The organism is Xanthomonas sp. LF06-19, assembly GCF_034105425.1.
GTDB classification, from domain to species: Bacteria; Pseudomonadota; Gammaproteobacteria; order Xanthomonadales; family Xanthomonadaceae; genus Xanthomonas_A; species Xanthomonas_A sontii.
Genome location: NZ_JAXGGH010000010.1, coordinates 32,398 through 52,051 on the forward strand (window position 1 = coordinate 32,398; position 19,654 = coordinate 52,051).

The following is a 19,654-nucleotide window of genomic DNA, read 5'->3' on the forward strand; positions in this document are numbered from 1 at the left end:
GGGTGAGGGTGTGGAGGCTTGTACTACGCATTCTGCGAGACGCTGCGCGCCGTACCCTCACCCCAACCCCTCTCCGGGGGGAGAGGGCTGATGCGCCGCTTTAGAAGTTGTTGTCGCCGTCGAGGATGCGGCCGAAGCCGCCCAGCACCGAGCCTTCGCCGCGGTTCTGCCCGCCGCCCTGCGGCGCGGCGGCGAACATGCGTCCGGCCAGGCGCGAGAACGGCAGCGACTGCAGCCACACCTTGCCGGGTCCGGTGAGGGTGGCCAGGAACATGCCTTCGCCGCCGAAGAACATGCTCTTGATGCCGCTGACCGGGCGCACGTCCATGTCCACCGAGGCGTGGAAGGCGACCACGCAGCCGGTGTCCACGTCCAGCCGCTCGCCGGCCGCCAGCTCGCGCTCGATCACGCAGCCGCCGGCATGCACGAACACCCAGCCGTCGCCCTCGAGCTTCTGCATGATGAAACCTTCGCCGCCGAACAGGCCGGTCATGATCTTGCGCTGGAAATGGATCCCCAGCGACACGCCGCGTGCGCCGGCCAGGAAGCTGTCCTTCTGGCAGATCAGGCGGCCGCCATGCTGGTCCAGCTTCATCGCCAGCACCGTGCCGGGATAGGGCGCGGCGAAGGCGACCTTGGCCTTGCCCTGGCCCTGATGGGTGAACACCGTGGTGAACAGGCTCTCGCCGGTGACCAGGCGCTTGCCGGCCGACAGCAGCTTGCCCATCAGCCCGCCCTGGTTGGCGCCGGAACCGTCGCCGAACACGGTGTCCATCTGCACCGCCGCGTCCTTGAACATCAGGGCGCCGGCCTCGGCCACCGCGCTCTCGCCGGGGTCCAGCTCGATCTCCACGAACTGCATTTCGTGGCCGACGATGCGGAAGTCGATCTCGTCGGCGCGGCCGCCTGCGGCCGGCGGCGGCGGCAGGCCCGGCGGCAGGAACGTCGCGCCTCCCTGCAGGGCCGCGATCTGCGCCACCGGCAACCAGCCGTTCTGGCCCTGGCTCCAGGCCAGTGCCGTGGGGTTGTTGCGGGCGAAGGCGACCGCATCGGCATCGTCGAACGGGCCGGAGCGGGTCTGTTCGCTGCCGGTCAGGAAGTACCACTGGGTCATGGGTGCAGGTCCTTGGCGGGTCATGGCGGCGAGTCTAGCGGGCCGCCGCGACGGCCGACATCTGTCCAACGGCAGGGTGGCGGCTGCTGCCGCTGGCCGGCCGCCGGGAGACACCGCGGCACGGGTTCTGCGAACCGTTCGTCGTAAAAACCATGACAGCGCTCAAGAACGCGGCGCGAACGCCGTTATCGGCTCACTGTCGTCACGGGCCGCATCCACGGGGATGGGTGCGGTCGCATCGTCGGCCATCGCCAACCCGCCATGTAACTGGGGAAATTCAATGAAATTCAAGGTTTTACTGTTGAGCGGTGCGCTGGCACTCGCCTCTGCCGGCAATGTCCAGGCCCAGGACGGCCCCGAGCTGTCCTTCAGCGGCTTCGGCACCCTGGGCCTGGTGCACTCCACCGAGGACCGTGCCGACTTCACGCCGGACCTGCAGACCACCGAAGGCGCCGGCGCCAGCCAGCGGACCTCGCCGCGTCCGGACTCGCGCATCGCCGGGCAGGTCAACGCCACCTTTACCGACAAGTTCAGCGGCGTGCTGCAGGTCACCAGCGAGTACGCCGAGCGCGCCTCGTATGCGCCGAAGGTCACCCTGGCCCACGTCAAGTACCAGTTCGCGCCGGACTTCGCGGTGCGTGTCGGCCGGATCACCGCGCCGCTGTACATGCTGTCCGAGTACCAGCGCGTCGGCTACGCCACGCCGTGGGTGCGTCCGCCCTACGAGGTCTACAACTACCTGATGGCGATGGACGGCGTGGAAGGCGTGTACACGCGCAATGTCGGCCAGAGCGTGCTCAGCGTGCAGGGCTTCTACGGCCGCATCGATTCCAAGAAGGCAGAAGTGCACGCGATGCGTGGCCTGTCGCTGGTGCTGGACCAGGGCGCTTCCACCTACCGCGTGGCCTACATCAAGGGCAATGCCGACTACCGCACCGACGATCTGGACCGCCTGTTCGGTCTGTATCGCCGGATCAACCCGGCTCTGGCCGAACGCCTGGACACCGTCGGCGTCGCCGGCAGCTTCGCCAGCGCCGGCTACAGCTACGATCCGGGTCCGTGGTTCGCGCGCGCCGAAGTCATCCGCGCCGACTACTCGCCTTCGCTCAACGGCAAGACCACCTCCGGCTACGTGAGCGCCGGTGCGCGCTTCGGCGCGCTGACCCCGTCGCTGACCTACGCCAACGTCGACAAGAAGGCACCGGTGATCGCGCCGGGCGCCGATCCGCTGGGGCTGATGACCCGCGCCGTCGCGCTCGCCGAGAACGGCCGCCACAGCTACACCGCCTCGCTGCGCTGGGACGTGTACGAGAACGTGGCCTTCAAGTTCCAGGCCAGCCACATCGTCAACAACGCCGGCTCGTACGGCAGCCTCGGCAACATCCAGCCGGGTTTCCGTCCTGGCGGCAGCTACAACCTGCTGTCGGCCTCCTTCGATTTCGTGTTCTGAGGACGACACCATGAATGCTTACAAGATTGCCGGCGCTGCAGCGCTGGCCCTGTTCTGCACCGCCGCGCAGGCCGAGGTGGTGGTGGTGATGTCGTCCAAGAGCCCGGTGGACAGCCTGAGCAAGGACCAGGTGTCGCAGATCTTCCTGGCCAAGTCCAACAGCCTGCCGGGCGGCGCGCAGGCCACGCCGATCGACCAGGACGAGGGCGCCAAGGCGCGCGAGGAGTTCTACAAGAAGGTCACCGGCCGCGATGCCGCGCAGCTGAAGTCGTACTGGTCGCAGCTGATGTTCACCGGCAAGGCGCAGCGTCCCAAGCACGTGGCCGGCGACGATGCGGTCAAGAAGGCGGTCGCCGCCTCGCCCGGCGCGATCGGCTACATCGATGCCGGCACGCAGGATGCGAGCGTCAAGGTCGTCTTCAAGCCCTAATTGCCTCCGGAGAGCCTCCATGATGAGACGTCTGCTTTCCCTGCCGTTGTTCTGGAAGATCCTGCTGCCGGCGGCGGTGTCGATCCTGTGCCTGCTGGGCTACATCGGCTTCAGCACCGTGGTGTTCCAGCGCAACAACGGGCATCTGGAGGCGATCCGCGACGTGCACTTCCCGGTGCTGGACACCATGACGCGCAACGTCGCCGCGCTGGACAAGATCATCAATGGACTGAACGGCGCGGCGGCGGCCGGCGACATGGACATGCTCAAGGCGACCGCGCCGATCGCGTCGCAGATCCACGCGTCCTACCAGAAGCTGCAGCAGACCGACCCGGGCAATGCCCGGGAACTGGCGCGGCTGGGCAAGGAGTTCGACGAGTACTACGCGCATGCGGCGGCGGTGGCCACGGCCTTCGCGCAGCAGCGCGAACCGGATGCGGCGCAGATGGAGGCGATGGCACCGTCGCTGGAGCGCTACCGCACCCATCTCAACGCGATGCACCACAGCGCCGACGCGCGCTTCCGCGCCACCGTGCAGAACGCCGTGGACAGTTCGATCGCCGCCAGCGTCGGCGGCCTGATCGTCGGCGTGCTCGGCGCGCTGGCCTGCATCGCCTTCGGCTGGATCGTCGCGCGCGCCATCACCCGTCCGTTGCGGCGTGCCATCCGCACCGCGCATGCGGTGTCGCAGGGCAAGCTGGACAACCCCATCGCCATCGACAGCGGCGACGAGGTCGGCCAGTTGCTGCAGGCCATGGACAGCATGCAGCGCCAGCTGCGCCGCGTGATCCAGGCACAGACCGAGATGGGCGCGCAGCACGAGGCCGGCGTCACCAGCCACCGCATCGTCGCCAGCGAGTTCCCCGGCGAGTTCGGCAGCATGGTCCAGGCCGGCAACGCGCTGGTCGAGGGGCACATCGCGGTGACCCTGCGCGTGGTCGAGCTGATCAAGCGCTACGCGCGCGGCGACCTGTCGCAGGAACTGGAAGCATTGCCGGGCGAACGCGCGGTCATCACCCAGTCGCTCAACGACGTGCGCCGCAACCTGCTGCGAATCAATGGCGAAATCAAGCGGATGGCCGCGGCGGCGGCCGCCGGCGACTTCACTGCGCGCAGCGACGAGGCCGACTTCGACTTCGACTTCCGGCAGATCCTGGTCGACCTCAACCAGCTGATGAGCACGGCGGACCGCAACCTCAACGCGCTTTCGTCGCTGCTGCAGGCGGTGGCCAGCGGCGACCTGACCGGGCGCATGCACGGCGAGTTCGAAGGCGTGTTCGCGCGGATGCGCGACGACGCCAATGCCACCGTCGCGCGTCTGACCGAGATCGTCGGCCGCATCCAGCACTCGTCCGCCGCGATCGATGCGGCCGCCGCCGAGATCGCCGCCGGCAACGACGACCTGTCGCGGCGCACCGAGCAGCAGGCGGCAAGCCTGGAAGAAACCGCCGCGTCGATGGAAGAACTGACCTCCACGGTCAAGCAGAACGCCGAGTACGCGCAGCAGGCCAACCGCCTGGCCGCCGGCGCTGCCGCGGTCGCCGTGCAGGGCGGCAACGTGGTCGGCCAGGTGGTGAGCACGATGGAGGGCATCGCTTCTTCGTCCCGGCGTATCGGCGACATCATCGGCGTGATCGACGGCATCGCCTTCCAGACCAATATCCTCGCGCTCAACGCCGCGGTGGAAGCCGCGCGTGCCGGCGAACAGGGCCGCGGCTTCGCGGTCGTCGCCAGCGAGGTGCGGACGCTGGCCCAGCGCTCGGCCAATGCGGCCAAGGAGATCAAGGGCCTGATCGACGAGTCGGTGGAGCGCGTGGCCGATGGCTCGGCCCTGGTCGGCCAGGCCGGCACCACCATGCAGGAGATCGTCGCCTCGGTGCAGCGCGTCACCGACATCATGGGCGAGATCTCGGCGGCCTCGCGCGAGCAGTCGGCCGGCATCGAACAGGTCAACACCACCGTGGCGCAGATGGATCAGGCCACCCAGCAGAACGCGGCGCTGGTCGAAGAAGCCACGGCCTCTACGCGCGCCATGGAGGAGGAGGCCGGGCAACTGAGCCAGTCGGTCGCGCTGTTCCGCCTGGGCGAGCCGGCGCCCGCAGCCAGACCGGCGCAGGTGCCGCGGTTTGCGGAAGACACCGCGGCGGCGTCGCCGGCCGTGGCGGTGGAGGACGCGCTCGACGCGTGAGGTGTCGGCCGCCGTGCGCGTGGTCGTCGTGTGGCCGCGTGCGGCGGTCGCCTTACAGCGCGCTTGCCGGGCGCACCTGCAGAACCGCGTTCTCCGCGGTGCAGTCGCCTGCCGGCATCCGCCCGGCCGCGCGGGCGGCGGCGATCTCGCCGCGCGCCGCGGCCAGATCGGCGCTGAAGGTCGGGTCGTCGTGCAGCCGCGCCACCGTGGCCGCGCCCATGAAGCGGCCGGCGAGCACGTCGCTCTGCCAATGCACGTTGCACACCAGCCGGCTCTCGCCGTAGTTGCGGCCACGCGCGATCAGCGCGGTCGCGCGCTCGGGCGCGATCTCGCTCAGGATCAGCGCCCAGGCCCAGCCGATGGCGCTGTGTCCTGACGGATAGGAGCCGCTCTGGCGCAGGTCGTCGAGATCGCCCGGGGTGCACACCGCCTGCGCGTTGCGCAGGAACGGCCGCGCGCGCTGGTACCGGCGCTTGGCCGCCTTGGTGGCGGCACTGGCGTCGATGCGGCTGCGCTCCAGCAAGGTGTACAGATGCGGGGTGTGCTGCGCATCGATCGCCACGCCCAGCGCGCAGGCGAACTGGCCGGCGCCGTTCGGGAAGCTCAGGTCGGCATCGCGCGCGGCCTGCTGCCAGCGCGCGCTGCCGCGCAGGGCCAGCGCCTCGCGGTTGACTCCCAGGTCCAGCGCGTCGCCGGGCGAGTCGGCCGCCGGGGGCGCCGGCAGCAGCTGCAGGCTGTCCGGCACCGCCGCGGCCGGCAGATAGCCCACCGCCTTGGCCGGGACAGGTGCCGGCGCACGCAACGCGGGGCCGCTGCACGCGGCCAGGGCGAGCGCCAGCACGGCGGCGGCGGAGCGGACACGGCAGGCGGGCGACACGGACATGCGGACTCGGACAGCGATGGCGGATCGGTCAGTGTACGGTGCGATGCAGCGACGGGTCGCCCGAGGCGGCATGCCGCGGCGCGCGACTGCGGAGAGGAGCGGCTTCAGCCGCGACGGGCGTGACCGGGAAGGCCCGTCGCGGCTGAAGCCGCTCCCACGGAAGCAGGTTTGCGTATTTCTGGAAGCACTGTTCCCGCCTCAGCCCCCGTCACGCTCCTCGCGCGGCGGGAAGCGCAGCACGACCCCGCGCGGCGGCGCCGGCGGTGGCTGCCACAGCACCGGCACCTGGGTCGGCGGCGGCGGTTCCAGTTCGTCGTCGGCGGCGAGGATCTCGTCGGTGTCCTCCTCGTCCTCCCAGCTGTAGCGCTTGCGCGGTGGCAGCGGATCGCGATGGCGCAGCAGCAGCGCGGCGACCACGCCGCCCACCGCGCCGCCCAGGTGCGATTGCCAGGACACCCCATCCTCGTGCGGCAGCACCGTCACCAGCATGCCGCCGTAGAACAGGAAGGCGATCATGCTGGCGGCGATCGCGGCGCGGTCGCGGCGCAGCAAGGCCAGCACGAACACCAGGAACAGCAGGCCGTGAGCGACGCCGCTGGCGCCCAGGTGATGGCTGCCGGGATCGCCGAGCCACCAGGCGCCCAGGCCCGAGCCCAGCCACAGCAAGGGCAGCCCGGCCAGGGTGGCGCGCGGATACACGCTGCCGGCCAGGGTGCCCAGGATCAGCAGGGCGCCGGCGTTGGCCCCCAGATGCTCCAGCGAGCCGTGCAGCAGCGGTGCGGTCAGCACGCCGAGCAGGCCGGCGGCCGTGTGCGGCGCGACCGCCCAGGGCCGCCAGTCGAACAGGCCCTGGCTGGCGAACACCGCCACCAGCACCGCCACGAAGGCCAGGCTGGCATTGAACGCACGCAGGATCCGCGCGCGGTCGAAGCGGCCCTGCGCATCGGGTTCGGGCGTGGGCGAGGGGAGCGAAGAGGTGTCCATGCTCCCTGGATGGCGGCGCCGGGCGTCCAAGGCAAGGCGCCGCCGATGGGAGGGACTGGCCGCGGCCGCGGGACAATCCGCGGCCGCGGCGCCCGCGCCGGGTCAGTGCGCCGGCTTGGCCGGGCGCAGCAGGCTCAGCACCACGGTGGCGCCGATCACCACCGCCACCGCCAGCAGCGACACCAGCACCGGGATCTTGTACAGGTCGATGATCAGCATCTTGGTGCCGATGAACACCAGCACGATCGCCAGGCCGTAGGGCAGCAGGTGGAAGCGGTCGGCCATGCCCGCCAGCAGGAAGAACATCGCGCGCAGGCCCAGCACCGCGAACACGTTGGAGGTCAGCACGATGAACGGGTCGGTGGTGATCGCGAAGATCGCCGGAATGCTGTCCACCGCGAAGATCACGTCGGTGATCGCGATCAGCATCAGCACCGCGAACAGCGGAGTGAACCAGCGCTTGCCTTCCTGGGTCACGCTCAGCGCGTTGCCGTGGTACTGCGGCGTCAGGCGCAGATGCTTGCGCATGAAGCGCAGCACCGGGTTGGCCTCCAGGTCCGGCTCCTTGCCCGCCGAGAACCACATCTTGATGCCGGTCAGCAGCAGGAACGCGCCGAACACGTACAGCAGCCAGTGGAACTTGGTCAGCAGCACCGAGCCGGCGAAGATCATCACCGCGCGCAGCACGATCGCGCCGAGCACGCCGATCACCAGCACGCGCTGGCGCTGCTCCTCCGGCACCGCGAAGTAGCTCATGATCATCAGGAACACGAAGATGTTGTCGACCGCCAGCGACTTCTCGACCAGGTAGCCGGTCAGGAACTCAAGGCCGAGGCGGTTGCCGGTGGCCACGTCGATGGTCTCGCGCAGGTACCACCACAGGCCGGCGTTGAATGCCAGCGCCAGCGCGATCCAGCCGATGCTCCACCACAGCGCTTCCTTGAAGGTGACCTTGTGCGGACCGCCGTGGCGCATCAGCACCAGGTCCGCCAGCAGCGCCACGACCACCACGATCGCGAAACCGCTCCACAACCACACGTTGCCTATCGTTTCCATTGGGAATTTTCCGTCAGTGAACAGGGAACCTCGGGGCCGCGGTGGCGGAGGCGTTCCGGACGGAGACGACGGATGTCGTCCAGAGGGTGCCTTCGCCACAGCGGCGAAGGTCTCGCTCGCAGCCGATGCACCGGCTGCCGTTGCACCGGAGCCCGCAGGCTCGAATTGACGGCGACAACGTCGGGAGCTACTCCCCTTCTTCGCGCATTCTTGCGGCTGCCGGCGGTGCCGTCAATCGGGGCGGCTACAATGGCGTTCATGAATAGTCCCCTGCCCGTAGTCCGTCTCAAGAACGCCTGGCGCTCCAGCCATCCTTGGATCTTCCAGAAACTGGTCGAAAAACCCGCCGCCAGGCCCAAGCCGGGCGCGCTGGTGGACGTGGTCGGGGTGGACGGCGACTGGATCGGCCGCGGCTTCTACAACGGCCACTCGCGCATCGCCGTGCGCATCCTCGAGACCCACCCCGACATCGCGGTCGATGAGTCCTGGTTCGCGCGCAAGATCGCCGAGGCGGTGTCGCTGCGCCGTGACGTGCTCAAGCTGGACGCGGTCAGCGATGCCTGGCGCGTGGTGCATGCCGAGGGCGACGGCCTGTCCGGCCTGGTGGTGGACCGCTACGGCGACCTGCTGGTGGTGGAGTTCTTCAGCGCCGGCATGTTCCGCCACCGCGAGTGGATCTACGCCGCGCTGCGCACGCAGTTCCCTGGCGCGCGCTTCTACAGCTTCGCCGAGGAGCACGTGCAGAAGCAGGAGAGCTTCGACTACCGGCCGGTGTCCAGCAGCGGCGAGCGCCCGGAGCCGGCGATCATCAGCGAGTACGGCGTGCGCTTCCGCGCCGACCCGGCCGGCGCGCACAAGACCGGCTTCTTCGCCGACCAGCGCGAGAACCGGCAGTGGCTGAGCCAGCAGGTGGAGGGCAAGCGCGTGCTCGACCTGTGCTGCAACACCGGCGGCTTCGCGGTCTACGCCAAGGTCCGCGGCGCCACCGAGGTGGTCGGCGTGGACATCGACGAGGACGTGATCGAGATCGCCAAGGGCAACGCTCGCCTCAACGACGTGCGGCCCAAGTTCGTGCAGGCCGACATCTTCCCGTACCTGCGCGATGCCGCTGCCCGCGGCGACCAGTACGACGTGGTGATCCTGGACCCGGCCAAGATGACCCGCGACCGCGACCAGGTGATCCCGGCGCTGAAGAAGTATCTGGACATGAACAAGCTGGCGCTGGGCGTGGTCGCTCCGGGCGGCCTGTTCGCCACCTTCTCCTGCACCGGCCTGGTCGCCGAGCACGAGTTCCTGGACATGCTGCGCCGCGCCGCCTATTTCTCCGGCCGCACCATCCAGATCCTGAAGGTGGCCGGCGCCGGCGCCGACCACCCGTTCATGGCCCACGTGCAGGAATCGCGCTACCTCAAGGCGGTGTTCTGCCGCGTGCTGGACTAGCGCGCCGCGCATGCGCAAGGCCGACCCGCGATGCCTGCGTGACGGCCTGATCCGGGCGCGCAGGCCGGCGATCGACGCCGCCGCTGCATGAAGATCGTCATCGCCCCGGACGCGTTCAAGGAAAGCCTGTCCGCGGCGGAGGCGGCCGCGCAGATCGCGGCCGGCTTCCGCAGCGTGTTCCCGGAGGCGCAGTACGTGCTGCTGCCGTTCGCCGACGGCGGCGAGGGCACGGTGGACGCGCTGGTCGCCGCTGGCGGTGGGCGCTGGGTCGCCTGCACCGTGACCGGGCCGCTGGGCGCGCCGGTCGCCGCGCAGTTCGGCCTGAGCGAGGACGGCGGCACCGCCCTGATCGAGATGGCCGCGGCCAGCGGGCTGATGCTGGTGCCGCCGCAACAGCGCGATCCATGCCTGACCGGCACCCGCGGCGTCGGCGAACTGATCCTGGCCGCGCTGGATGCCGGTGCGCGCCGGCTGCTGATCGGTATCGGCGGCAGCGCCAGCAACGACGGCGGCGCCGGCATGATGCAGGCGCTGGGCGTGCGCCTGCTGGACGCGCACAGCCGCGACCTGGCCGCCGGCGGCGCGGCGCTGGGCGCGCTGGCGCGCATCGACCTGGACGGGCTGGACCCGCTACTGCGCGAGTGCACCATCGAAGTCGCCTGCGATGTCGACAACCCGCTGACCGGGCCGAGCGGCGCCTCGGCGGTGTTCGGGCCGCAGAAGGGCGCCACGCCGGCGATGGTCGCGCAGCTCGATGCCGGGTTGCGGCACTACGCCGAGGCGATCGAACGCACCTTGGGCGTGGCAGTGGCGCAACTGCCCGGCGCCGGCGCGGGCGGCGGTATCGGCGCGGCCCTGCTCGCCTTCCTCGGCGCGCGGCTGCGGCCGGGCGTGGAGATCGTCGCGCAGGCGCTGGGGCTGGAAGCGCACCTGGCCGGCGCCGATCTGCTGGTCACCGGCGAAGGCCGCCTGGACGGGCAGAGCGCGCAGGGCAAGGTGCCGGTCGGCCTCGCCCGCATCGCCCGGCGCCACGGCGTGCCGGTGCTGGCCATCGCCGGCGGTCTGGGCGAGGGCGCGGCGGATCTGCAGGCGCAGGGGATCGACGCGCTGTTCGGCGCGGTGCAACGCGTGTCCACGCGCGAGGCCGCGCTGGCCGACGCCGCCGACGCCCTGCGCCAGGCCGCGCGCAACGTGGCCGCGGCGATCGCCCTGGGCCAGCGACTCGGCGGCTCCCGGGCGCAATAGCGGCGCTCGGCTTTGGCGGCGCGCTGCAGCCGCGGCGTTTGGAATCCTGTGTGGGAGGGACTTCAGTCCCGACGCGGTGACTGGTGGTTACCGCAGGACCCCGCGAGGCCGTTCCCCCGCGCGTCGCGGCTGAAGCCGCTCCCACATGTGGAAATGCTGCCAGCGGATGCGCCACGTGCAGGCAAGCCCTGTGGGAGGGATTTCAGTCCGGACCCGATGACCGGTGGTTACCGCAGACCCCGCGAGGCGGCTGCCCCGCGCGTCGCGGCTGAAGCCGCTCCCACATATGGGTATGTCGCAGCGGATGCGCCACGTGCAGGCAAGCCCTGTGGGAGGGACTTCAGTCCCGACGCGACGACTGTCGGTCTCCGCAATGCTGGCAGGGAAGCCCGTCCCCAAGCCAGGCCTGACGTCGGCGCCCGCCCGCTGCGACCAATCCCGAATCCCCAATCCCAACTCTCCAGGCCCGCACCAAACTGGTGCGGCAGCCGCGCCCATTTGGCGCGCGCTGCCCCGTTCAGGTAAACTGAAAACGTTTACAACACGGATTCTAACGCCATGGAAACCCCCAATCTCCCGCAACGTGCGCCGCTCAGCCCGAAGTGGCAGTTCCGCTTCGACTTCTTCGACCGTTACGGCGCCCCGTCCACGCCCGAGTACAAGGCCGCGTTCAAGGCACTGCCGTTCATGGAACGGTTGAAGATCAACATGAACTTCTTCGCCCTGTTCTTCGGCTTCATCTACTTCTTCATCCTCGGCATGTGGCGCAAGGCGCTGGGGTTGATCGGCATCTGGCTGGCGCTGGCTGTGGTCGCGGCGTTCCTCCCCGAGGCGATCGGCCGCGGCCTGGGCATCGCCTACTCGCTGCTGGTCGGCATGGCCGCCAACTACGCCTACTACCTGGACCAGCGCAAGGGCAGCGTCAGCTGGAACCCGTTCGAAGGCCTGCGTTGGTGGTAAGCGTCGGGCACGGCGGCGCGCACGTGCGACACGCCGCCGCTGCGCTCAACGCTTGCGCTTCCAGAACTGCCAGGCCGGTGCCGGCTTCGGCGTGACCGCCGCGGCCTGCGCCGGGGCCAGCTGGCCCTGAATGCCGGTCAGCCGCGCCTGCGCATCGAATGCCAGGACGATGCGGGTGTTGCCGCGCGTCGCCACGGTCTGCGCGGCGTCGCGCTGCAGGGCATAGCCCTGATCGGCCAGGAAGCCGTCGGTCATGGCCCGGTGGTCGAGTTCGAACTGCATCGGCAATTCGCCGAGCAGGCGCAGCACGCGGGCGTCGTCGCACGGCGCGAAGACCGCGGCCGGTACGTCCTCGAGCAGGAAGAACAGCGCGCCGCCGTCGTACGGCGCGCGGTAGTAGCAGCGCCCGCGCAGGGCACCGGCGAGCAGGGCGATCTGGTGGCCGCCGTCCTCGCCCAGCGCCGAGGACGGCGCGGCCAGTTCGGCGATGCCCTCGCGCTCGCCGTGCGCACGTAGCGCATTGGCATCGGCCAGCAGGGCCGGTGGCAGGTTGCTGGCGGTGTTGGCCCAGGCCCACAGCCAGCTGGCGCTGGCTTCTGCGGCGGTGCCCAGCAATTGAATCGGGAACTGCAGGTCCTCGCCGAAGTACACCTGGCCTTCGCCCAGGTCCATTTGCCAGCGACGCTCGGCCAGCACGTCGGCCAGCGCCAGCTGGCGGGCGTAGGCGCTGCCGATGTGCCGTGCCAGCGCTGCCTGGAACGCCGGGCTCATCGCGGCGTCTGCGGCGCGCGCTGCAGCAGGCTGTTGCGGCGGCCGTACAGCAGGTAGGCGACCACGCCCAGCGCGTTCCACAGCCCGAACCAGATCTTCGTGGTATCCGGCAGGCTCCAGAACAGGTACAGGCAGCCGCCGATCGCCAGCGGCCCGACCAGCCACGCCAGCGGCGTGCGGAAGGTGCGGGCGCGGCCGGGTTCGCGGCGGCGCAGGACCAGCATGCACGCGGCCACGGCGATGAAGGCGGCCAGGGTGCCGGCATTGGCCAGCGCGGCGATCTCGTCCAGCCGCGCCACGCCGGCCAGCGCCGCCACCAGCACCGCGGTGAACAGCGTGGTCGCCACCGGGGTGCCGGTACGCGCGTTGACCTTGGACAGCCCGCGCGGCAGCAGGCCGTCGCGCGACATCACGAAGAAGATCCGGCTCTGCCCGTACAGGAAGGCCAGCAGCACGGTGGGCAGCGCGATCACCGCGACCACGCCGATCGCCGCCGCCGCCTTGCCGTGGCCGAGTTCGCGCAGGATCAGCGCCAGCGGCTCGGCGCTGGCGCCGAACACGTCGTAGCGCATCGCGCCGACCGCGGCCAGCGCCACCAGGATGTAGATCAGGGTGCAGCCGATCATCGAACCGACGATGCCGATCGCCAGGTCGCGCTTGGGGTTCTTGGTTTCCTCGGCGGCGGTGGAGATCGCATCGAAGCCGTAGAAGGCGAAGAAGATGATCGCCGCCGCCGCCATGACCCCGTGCGCGACGCCGTCGGCGCCGACCGTCTTGGGGAAACCGTAGGGCATGAACGGGTGCAGATTGGCGCTCTGGAACGCCGGCAGCGCCACTGCCACGAAGATGCCCAGGGCGATCAGCTTCAGCACCACCAGCACCGCGTTGAGCGTGGCGCTCTCCTTGGTGCCGGCCATCAGCAGGCCGGCCACGGCGAAGGTGATCAGCACCGCCGGCAGGTTGACGATGCCGCCGGCATGCGGCCCCGCGGTCAGCGCCGCCGGCAGGTTCAGATCCATGCCGGTCTGCGCACTGGCCCAGTGCAGGAAGCCGACGAAGTAGCCGGACCAGCCCACCGCCACCGTGCTGACCACCAGCGAGTACTCCAGGATCAGGCTCCAGCCCACCACCCAGGCGATCGCTTCGCCCAGCGCGACGTAGCTGTAGGTGTAGGCGCTGCCGGCGGCCGGCATCATCGTCGCCATCTCCGCATAGGCCAGCGCGGCGCAGGCGCAGATCGCCCCGGCCACCGCGAACGACACCAGCACCGCGGGCCCGGCCAGCTGTGCGCCGACGCCGATCAAGGTGTAGATGCCGGTGCCGACGATCGCGCCGATGCCCAGCGCCACCAGATGCGGCCAGCTCAGCGAGGGCACCAGCCGGCGGCCGGCCTCGTGGACGGTGACCAGGTCGAGCGACTTGCGCCGGAACAGGAACGACATGCGGGCCTCGGGGTGCGGAAGTGACAAGCCCGGCAGTGTCGCCGAATGCGGTGCAGCAAAGCTATGCCTGCGGCGCGGTATGGCACGGCGCTTGTGGAGGTCGATGCGAAGCGCAAGTCCGGCTTTATCGAGCGGAGACCGCTCTCTCTCTCTGTCTCGTAGCAGCGGCTTCAGCCGCGACGGACGTCATCGGGAAAGCCCGTCGCGGCTGAAGCCGCTTCTACGGAATACCGGTGCGTCAGGACCTGTTCCGCCGCGTCCGGCAATCGTGGGTTCTCGCAACCGACCTACCGCCCCAGCCGCTCCGCCAGCCGCACCAGCTCGGCCAGCGAACCGACCTCCAGCTTGCGCATCGCATTGCCGCGGCGCACCTTCACCGTGATCTCGCTGAGCTGCAGCCGCGCCGCCACCTGCTTGTTCAACAGGCCCTGCACCACCAGCTCCACGACCTCGCGTTCGCCGGCGCTCAGCCGCGCCCAGCGCGCCTGCAGTTCCGCCTGCGCCGCATCGGCGGCGCGCCGCGCGCGGTCGCGGGCGATGCCCTGGCCGATCGCATCGAGCAGGTCCTGGTCGCGGAACGGCTTGGTCAGGAACTCGATCGCGCCGTTCTTCATCGCTTCCACGCTCATCGGGATGTCGCCGTGGCCGGTGATGAAGATAGTCGGCAGCGCCAGCCCGGCCTCGTGCATGTTGCGGTGGAAGTCCATGCCGCTCTGCCCGGGCATGCGGATGTCCAGCACCAGGCAGCTCGGCGCGTCGGCGCGCGGATGCGCCAGGAAGTCGCGGGTCGAGGCGAAGGCGTGCACCTGCAGGTCCACCGAGGCGAACAGGTCTTCCAGCGCGGCGCGGATCGAGGCGTCGTCGTCGATCAGGTACACCACCGGGCGTGCGGTCGCGTCATTCATAGCGTGGCTCCGCCGGCGGTGGGCAGGCACACGCAGAACACCGCGCCGCGCGGCCGCCCGGGTTCGGCCCAGATGCGCCCGCCGCCGGCCTCGACGATGCTGCGGCTGATGCTCAGGCCGATGCCGATGCCGCCCTGCTTGGTGGTCCAGAACGCATCGAACAGATGCGCCTGTGCCTGCGCGGACAGGCCTTCGCCGCTGTCGGCCACGCTCAGCCGCACCGAACGCGCGTCCTCGCGCTCGGTGACGATGCGCAGCGCACGCTGCGCCGGCGGCGTGGCGGCCATCGCCTCGATCGCGTTGAGCAGCAGGTTGCCGATCACCTGCTGGATCTGCACCGGGTCGGCCGACACCGGCGGCAGCAGCGCCGACAGTTCGGTGTGCACGCTGACCGCGCTGCGTTCCAGTTCGCCCTGCGACAGCGCCAGTACCTCGGCCACCGCGGCATTGAGGTCGAAGGCGCGCTGCTGCGGCGCCTCGCCCCGGGTCAGGCTGCGCACCCGCGCGATCACCTCGCCGGCACGCTCGGCGTCGGCGAGGATGCGCGCCAGCGCCGCACGCGCCTTGTCCAGGTTCGGCGGCTGCTGGTCGAGCCAGCGCTGGCAGGCGTTGCCGCTGGTGACGATGGCCGCCAGCGGCTGGTTGACCTCGTGCGCGATCGACGCGGTCAGGCTGCCCAGGCTGCGTACCCGCGCCAGCCGCAGCAACTGCGCCTGCGCCGCGTGCGCGGCGGCCTTGGCCCGCTCCATGCGCACCGCGATGGAGGCGGTGACCGCCACCACCACGATGCTGATCGCCGAGTTGATCACGCCGACGTGGTAGGCCCCGGCATGCGTGAGATGGAAGCTGAGCACGACCAGCACCACGCAGATGCCCGCCAGCACGCCCAGCCCGGCCGGGGCCAGCAAGCGCACCGCGCCGAGGATCGCCACGGTGTAGAACAGCGCCGCCGCCACCGCGTAGTCGGTGACCGTGTCGGCGACGAAGATCGCACCCAGCGCCAGGCCCAGCGCGGCCAGGCCGAGCAGGCGGCGATGCGGCGGCAGCGGCTTGAACCAGGCGATCATCGGCGGCGTGGCGTGGGAGTGACGGGGATAGGCATGACTGGCTCAGGCTTCGGCGCCGGCGTTCCAGAACGCCTGTTGTACACCCGGTTCGCCCTCCAGGCGCTGCACCACCGCATCCAGTTCCTCGGCACGCACCGCGGTGGCGTACAGGGTGGCGGCGATCTCCACGTCCTTCTGCCCGAACGGATGCTGCTCGACCTCGCGCGCCGGGTAGTGCGCCTCCTCCAGCAGTTCGATCAGCCGCTCGCGCACGTCGCCGTGCACCTCGCGCGCGCAGATCGCATAGAACATGTAGGTGGCTTCCAGCGAGGATTCCTTCAGCGGATGCCGGTTGATGCGGTTCACCATCGGCCGCAGCAGGGTATTGCTGAGCAGCACGAACATGGCCGCCAGCACCGCCTCGGCGACCAGCCCGGCACCGGCGCAGGCGCCGACCGCGCCCGACCCCCACAACGTCGCCGCGGTGTTGAGCCCGGTGACGTTGGCGCCCTCCTTCATGATCGCGCCGGCGCCGAGGAAGCCGATGCCCGAGACCACGTAGGCCACCACCTGCACCGCACCCTGGGTGCCGCCGTGGATCTCGAACAGGCGGTCGCCGAGCGAGACGAAGATCGCCGCGCCGACCGCGACCAGGGTGTTGGTGCGCAGCCCGGCGGTGCGCTGACGCACCTGGCGCTCGAAGCCGATGATCGCGCCGAGCACGAAGGCGGCGGTGAGGCTGACCAGGGTGTCGAGCAGCGAGCCGAGATTGAACAGGCGCAGGGCTTCCATCAGGGCGCGTTCCGGTAGGCGAGGGGAGCGAGCATGGCGGCTCCGGGGAAGGGAGTGGGCGGGGACGGGGGCCGATGATGCCGCGGCGAGATGGCATTCGACACCGTGGCGGCAGGCGCGCGGGTGTCAGCGTACCCCGGGCCACCACGCCAGCGCGGCATGCAGCCAGTGCGCGGCCGGGGCGTTCGCCCCGGCGTCGTGCAGGCGCCGCTGCGCCGCATGCGGCAAGCGCGCGCGGACCCGGATGCGGTCGGCGACGGACAGCAGCGACAGCGCATCGGCCATCACCCGCGGCGACTGCGCGGAAAGCGCCAGCGCGAAGGCGCGTGCGCCGTGGGCGGCGAGCAGATGGCGCAGCGCTTCGGTGCGGCGCATGGCGACCGCGGCGCGCAGCGCGCGCTGCAGGCCGCGCTGCAGGCGGAAACGGCGGGAGAACAGCGAGAACAGGAACATGACGACCTCCTTGCGGCGCGTGGCCGGCAAGGACGTCGCAGCGTGTGCGCGGCGTGCGTCTTCCGGCTCAGCGCCGGGCAGCGACCAGGCGAGGGGAACGGCGGGGGAATGCGGCGCTGATGCCGCGTCGATGCGGATCGGGGTCCATGCTCGCCTCCGGTATCAGGGGAACGGATCGCGCGGAGCGCGATGGTCTGGCGCGGTCGGATGCCGCGGTACCGCCCACTGGCCGGGCCAGGAGCGGGTGGCGCAAAGCTTGGCATGCGGCCCAGGTGTGCACCAGCCTGCATGAGGCCATGACGGCGATACCAAGGTATATCCGGTCTGGTCCGCCTGCCGGCGCGTGGCGCAGCGATTGAGACGCGGCCGGCTACACTGGCCGCATGCAGAACGATGCCCATTTCCTGATCCTCGCCGGCCTGTTGTGTGCCGTCATCGCCCTGTTGCTGGCCGTGTTGCTGCGGCGGGGCAACCACGCCGCGCTGGAGGCGGCCCTGCGCGAGGAGCAGCGCAGCGGTCGCGGCGAACTGCGCGAGCAGCTCGACAGCCTGGCGCGGCAGCAGGACGCACGCAGCGAAGGCTTCGCCCGCCACCTGGCGGATCTATCCACCCGCACCGATCAGCGCCTGGACCTGCTGCGCGAGGCGCTGACCGAGGACGCGCGGCGCGGCCGGGTCGAGGCCGGCGCCGCACAGCAGCGCATGGCCGAGCTGCTGAGCCAGCGCCTGGTCGAGATCCGCGGCCAGCTCGACGCCTTCGGCCAGCAGCAGGACGCACGCATGGCCCAGTTCGGCCAGCAGCAGGCCGAGCTGATCGCGCGCATCGACGCGCAGCTGGGCGCGTTGCGCGAGGCCCTGATCGAGGATGCGCGCAAGGGCCGCCAGGAAGGCGCCGACGCGCAGCAACGCTTCGCCGACACGCTCGGCCAGCGCCTGAGCGACCTGGTCCAGCGCAACGAGCAGCGCCTGGGCGAGATGCGCGCCACCCTGGAGGAGCGGTTGAAGGAACTGCAGGCCGACAACGCGGCCAAGCTCGAGCAGATGCGCGGCACCGTCGACGAAAAGCTGCAGACCACCCTCAACACGCGCCTGGACGCCTCGTTCAAGCTGGTGTCCGAACGGCTCGAGCAGGTCCAGCGCGGCCTGGGCGAGATGCAGCAGCTGGCCACCGGCGTCGGCGATCTCAAGCGCGTGCTGAGCAACGTCAAGAACCGCGGCGGCTGGGGCGAGGTGCAGCTGGAGAACATCCTCGAGCAGACCCTGACCCAGGAGCAGTACGCGCGCGGCGTGCGGGTGCGCCCGGAGCGCAACGAGATGGTCGATTTCGCGGTGCGCCTGCCCGGCCGCGGCCACGAGGACACGCCGGTGTGGCTGCCGATCGACGCCAAGTTCCCGCGCGAGGACTACGAGCGCCTGCTCGACGCGCAGGAGCAGGGCGATCCGGAGTTGGTGCAGGCGACGGGCGCGCAGCTGGAGCGCGCGATCCGGGTGCAAGCCAAGTCGATTTGCGACAAGTACATCGCCCCGCCGCACACCACCGACTTCGCGGTGATGTTCCTGCCCACCGAGGGCCTGTACGCCGAGACCCTGCGCCGCCCCGGCCTGGCCGACCTGCTGCAGCGCGAGCACCGCATCGTCGTCGCCGGTCCGACCACGATCACCGCCCTGCTCAACAGCCTGCAGATGGGCTTCCGCACCCTCGCCATCGAAAAGCGCTCCAGCGAAGTGTGGGGTGTGCTGGCGGCGGTGAAGAGCGAGTTCGGCAAGTTCGCCGGCATCCTGGAAAAGGCCGAGAAGCAGATCAGCACCGTCGGCAAGAGCCTGGGCGAGGCCAGCCGCAAGACCCGCACCATCGAACGCCGCCTGCGCGGCGTCGAGACCCTGGCCGATGCGCAGGCCGCGCCGCTGCTGGAACTGTCGCTGCCGCTGGACGATGCCGAGGCGGAAGAGGCGGCAGGCGACGACCGGGAGTGAGGGCTTGCGGTGCGTGGCGGCTGGGGTGTCGAGGTGGAATGACTGGTCGTGGCGGTTGTGTTGGCGCGGGATGGCGTGCGACCAGCACGCGCCATATTGGATGCAACGCCGCGACCTGGACGGGCCAGCGGCGGCCGCTTCGTACGCGCGCGCTGTACAGATGGCGTAGCATGCGGGTGTCCTGGTCTTGCCTGCAGTGTCGATGCGATTCGACATCGCGGATGCGTTGTCGTCTCCAGGCCGCTCGCCTGCTCGCCTGCTGGCCGATACGCGCGCTGCCGATCACGACGAGAGGCACATGTGTAGTGGCGGCTCTTGTTTCTTCTGCGGCAGTCGCGAGCAGGTGTTGCGGACGCGCTGTCGCGGCTGAAGCCGCTCCTGCGGGATCACATGATCCGCAGCAAAAGCGGGTGTTACGTGCCTGCACAGGCTAGCTGTCGGTGCGCTGAGTCACGCGGTCACGGCGCTGCGCATGCTGCGCCGGCAGCGACTATGCTGGCGCTCCCTTTCGATCGAGGTAAT

The 19,654-nt window shown here is 70.4% G+C and carries 17 protein-coding genes; 7 read left to right on the forward strand and 10 right to left on the reverse strand.

From position 1 onward, the window contains the following. Positions 1–100: 100 nt before the first annotated feature. Entirely contained in the window at positions 101–1,114 is a 1,014-nt protein-coding gene (locus SLW55_RS18335; RefSeq protein ID WP_267082466.1) for a TIGR00266 family protein, read from the reverse strand. Between the two features lie 280 nt (positions 1,115–1,394). Between SLW55_RS18335 and SLW55_RS18340 the strand changes: the two genes are divergently transcribed. From SLW55_RS18340 to SLW55_RS18350, 3 genes are read left to right on the forward strand one after another with little or no spacing between them, the layout of a single operon-like run. After that, positions 1,395–2,564: a hypothetical protein gene (locus SLW55_RS18340; RefSeq protein WP_017908406.1), complete on the forward strand. Its 1,170-nt coding sequence runs from the start codon at positions 1,395–1,397 to the stop codon at positions 2,562–2,564. 10 nt (positions 2,565–2,574) lie between these two features. After that, complete coding sequence (locus SLW55_RS18345; protein ID WP_017917181.1) at positions 2,575–2,994, forward strand: hypothetical protein; 420 nt, start codon at positions 2,575–2,577, stop codon at positions 2,992–2,994. Positions 2,995–3,013: 19 nt separating this feature from the next. Next, positions 3,014–5,182 (forward strand): methyl-accepting chemotaxis protein, encoded by a 2,169-nt coding sequence (locus tag SLW55_RS18350; protein ID WP_267098966.1) that lies wholly within the window; start codon positions 3,014–3,016, stop codon positions 5,180–5,182. A 52-nt stretch (positions 5,183–5,234) separates the two neighbouring features. On the opposite strand, the gene SLW55_RS18355 is transcribed toward SLW55_RS18350, so the two are convergent. From SLW55_RS18355 to SLW55_RS18365, 3 genes are all read right to left on the reverse strand, one after another. Then, the gene (locus SLW55_RS18355; protein WP_267098967.1) at positions 5,235–6,065 is read right to left on the reverse strand and encodes a phosphatase PAP2 family protein; all 831 of its coding nucleotides are present in this window, start codon (positions 6,063–6,065) and stop codon (positions 5,235–5,237) included. 198 nt (positions 6,066–6,263) lie between these two features. Then, entirely contained in the window at positions 6,264–7,049 is a 786-nt protein-coding gene (locus SLW55_RS18360) for a rhomboid family intramembrane serine protease (RefSeq protein WP_267098968.1), read from the reverse strand. A gap of 102 nt (positions 7,050–7,151) precedes the next feature. Beyond that, positions 7,152–8,105: a TerC family protein gene (locus SLW55_RS18365; protein ID WP_017913055.1), complete on the reverse strand. Its 954-nt coding sequence runs from the start codon at positions 8,103–8,105 to the stop codon at positions 7,152–7,154. Between the two features lie 258 nt (positions 8,106–8,363). Here SLW55_RS18365 and SLW55_RS18370 point away from each other — a divergent pair, with 258 nt between their 5' ends. The 3 genes from SLW55_RS18370 (at position 8,364) to SLW55_RS18380 (ending at position 11,750) form a co-directional block, all read left to right on the forward strand. Next, on the forward strand, positions 8,364–9,545 hold the full coding sequence (locus SLW55_RS18370; protein ID WP_295911634.1) for a class I SAM-dependent rRNA methyltransferase: 1,182 nt from the start codon (positions 8,364–8,366) through the stop codon (positions 9,543–9,545). An 87-nt stretch (positions 9,546–9,632) separates the two neighbouring features. After that, a complete protein-coding gene (locus tag SLW55_RS18375) occupies positions 9,633–10,790 on the forward strand; it encodes a glycerate kinase (RefSeq protein WP_320745519.1) in 1,158 nt (385 codons plus the stop codon). A gap of 558 nt (positions 10,791–11,348) precedes the next feature. Further along, entirely contained in the window at positions 11,349–11,750 is a 402-nt protein-coding gene (locus tag SLW55_RS18380; protein WP_017909243.1) for a DUF2628 domain-containing protein, read from the forward strand. A gap of 45 nt (positions 11,751–11,795) precedes the next feature. Here SLW55_RS18380 and SLW55_RS18385 read toward each other — a convergent pair whose 3' ends face one another. From SLW55_RS18385 to SLW55_RS18410, 6 genes are all read right to left on the reverse strand, one after another. Then, positions 11,796–12,521 carry a DUF6882 domain-containing protein gene (locus SLW55_RS18385; protein WP_152239766.1) on the reverse strand — a complete coding sequence of 242 codons (726 nt, stop codon included), beginning with the start codon at positions 12,519–12,521 and terminating at the stop codon, positions 11,796–11,798. After that, positions 12,518–13,963, reverse strand: coding sequence for an amino acid permease (locus SLW55_RS18390; RefSeq protein WP_152237227.1), 1,446 nt, complete (start codon positions 13,961–13,963; stop codon positions 12,518–12,520). The genes SLW55_RS18385 and SLW55_RS18390 overlap by 4 nt, the downstream gene beginning before the upstream one ends. A gap of 287 nt (positions 13,964–14,250) precedes the next feature. Next, positions 14,251–14,868: a response regulator gene (locus SLW55_RS18395; RefSeq protein WP_017912890.1), complete on the reverse strand. Its 618-nt coding sequence runs from the start codon at positions 14,866–14,868 to the stop codon at positions 14,251–14,253. Continuing rightward, complete coding sequence (locus SLW55_RS18400) at positions 14,865–15,935, reverse strand: ATP-binding protein (protein ID WP_320745520.1); 1,071 nt, start codon at positions 15,933–15,935, stop codon at positions 14,865–14,867. The genes SLW55_RS18395 and SLW55_RS18400 overlap by 4 nt, the downstream gene beginning before the upstream one ends. Before the next feature lie 42 nt (positions 15,936–15,977). Then, a complete protein-coding gene (locus SLW55_RS18405; protein WP_017912892.1) occupies positions 15,978–16,706 on the reverse strand; it encodes an MgtC/SapB family protein in 729 nt (242 codons plus the stop codon). Between the two features lie 126 nt (positions 16,707–16,832). Beyond that, positions 16,833–17,159: a hypothetical protein gene (locus tag SLW55_RS18410; protein WP_148827365.1), complete on the reverse strand. Its 327-nt coding sequence runs from the start codon at positions 17,157–17,159 to the stop codon at positions 16,833–16,835. 383 nt (positions 17,160–17,542) lie between these two features. Between SLW55_RS18410 and rmuC the strand changes: the two genes are divergently transcribed. Continuing rightward, entirely contained in the window at positions 17,543–19,132 is a 1,590-nt protein-coding gene (gene rmuC / locus SLW55_RS18415) for a DNA recombination protein RmuC (RefSeq protein ID WP_295966269.1), read from the forward strand. Positions 19,133–19,654 lie beyond the last annotated feature (522 nt).

Coding starts and splice junctions, on each gene's coding strand:
- SLW55_RS18335 (WP_267082466.1), bottom strand. CDS start 1,114: ATGACCCAGTGGTACTTCCTGACCGGCAGCGAACAGACCCGCTCCGGC.
- SLW55_RS18340 (WP_017908406.1), top strand. CDS start 1,395: ATGAAATTCAAGGTTTTACTGTTGAGCGGTGCGCTGGCACTCGCCTCT.
- SLW55_RS18345 (WP_017917181.1), top strand. CDS start 2,575: ATGAATGCTTACAAGATTGCCGGCGCTGCAGCGCTGGCCCTGTTCTGC.
- SLW55_RS18350 (WP_267098966.1), top strand. CDS start 3,014: ATGATGAGACGTCTGCTTTCCCTGCCGTTGTTCTGGAAGATCCTGCTG.
- SLW55_RS18355 (WP_267098967.1), bottom strand. CDS start 6,065: ATGTCCGTGTCGCCCGCCTGCCGTGTCCGCTCCGCCGCCGCCGTGCTG.
- SLW55_RS18360 (WP_267098968.1), bottom strand. CDS start 7,049: ATGGACACCTCTTCGCTCCCCTCGCCCACGCCCGAACCCGATGCGCAG.
- SLW55_RS18365 (WP_017913055.1), bottom strand. CDS start 8,105: ATGGAAACGATAGGCAACGTGTGGTTGTGGAGCGGTTTCGCGATCGTG.
- SLW55_RS18370 (WP_295911634.1), top strand. CDS start 8,364: ATGAATAGTCCCCTGCCCGTAGTCCGTCTCAAGAACGCCTGGCGCTCC.
- SLW55_RS18375 (WP_320745519.1), top strand. CDS start 9,633: ATGAAGATCGTCATCGCCCCGGACGCGTTCAAGGAAAGCCTGTCCGCG.
- SLW55_RS18380 (WP_017909243.1), top strand. CDS start 11,349: ATGGAAACCCCCAATCTCCCGCAACGTGCGCCGCTCAGCCCGAAGTGG.
- SLW55_RS18385 (WP_152239766.1), bottom strand. CDS start 12,521: ATGAGCCCGGCGTTCCAGGCAGCGCTGGCACGGCACATCGGCAGCGCC.
- SLW55_RS18390 (WP_152237227.1), bottom strand. CDS start 13,963: ATGTCGTTCCTGTTCCGGCGCAAGTCGCTCGACCTGGTCACCGTCCAC.
- SLW55_RS18395 (WP_017912890.1), bottom strand. CDS start 14,868: ATGAATGACGCGACCGCACGCCCGGTGGTGTACCTGATCGACGACGAC.
- SLW55_RS18400 (WP_320745520.1), bottom strand. CDS start 15,935: ATGATCGCCTGGTTCAAGCCGCTGCCGCCGCATCGCCGCCTGCTCGGC.
- SLW55_RS18405 (WP_017912892.1), bottom strand. CDS start 16,706: ATGGAAGCCCTGCGCCTGTTCAATCTCGGCTCGCTGCTCGACACCCTG.
- SLW55_RS18410 (WP_148827365.1), bottom strand. CDS start 17,159: ATGTTCCTGTTCTCGCTGTTCTCCCGCCGTTTCCGCCTGCAGCGCGGC.
- rmuC (WP_295966269.1), top strand. CDS start 17,543: ATGCAGAACGATGCCCATTTCCTGATCCTCGCCGGCCTGTTGTGTGCC.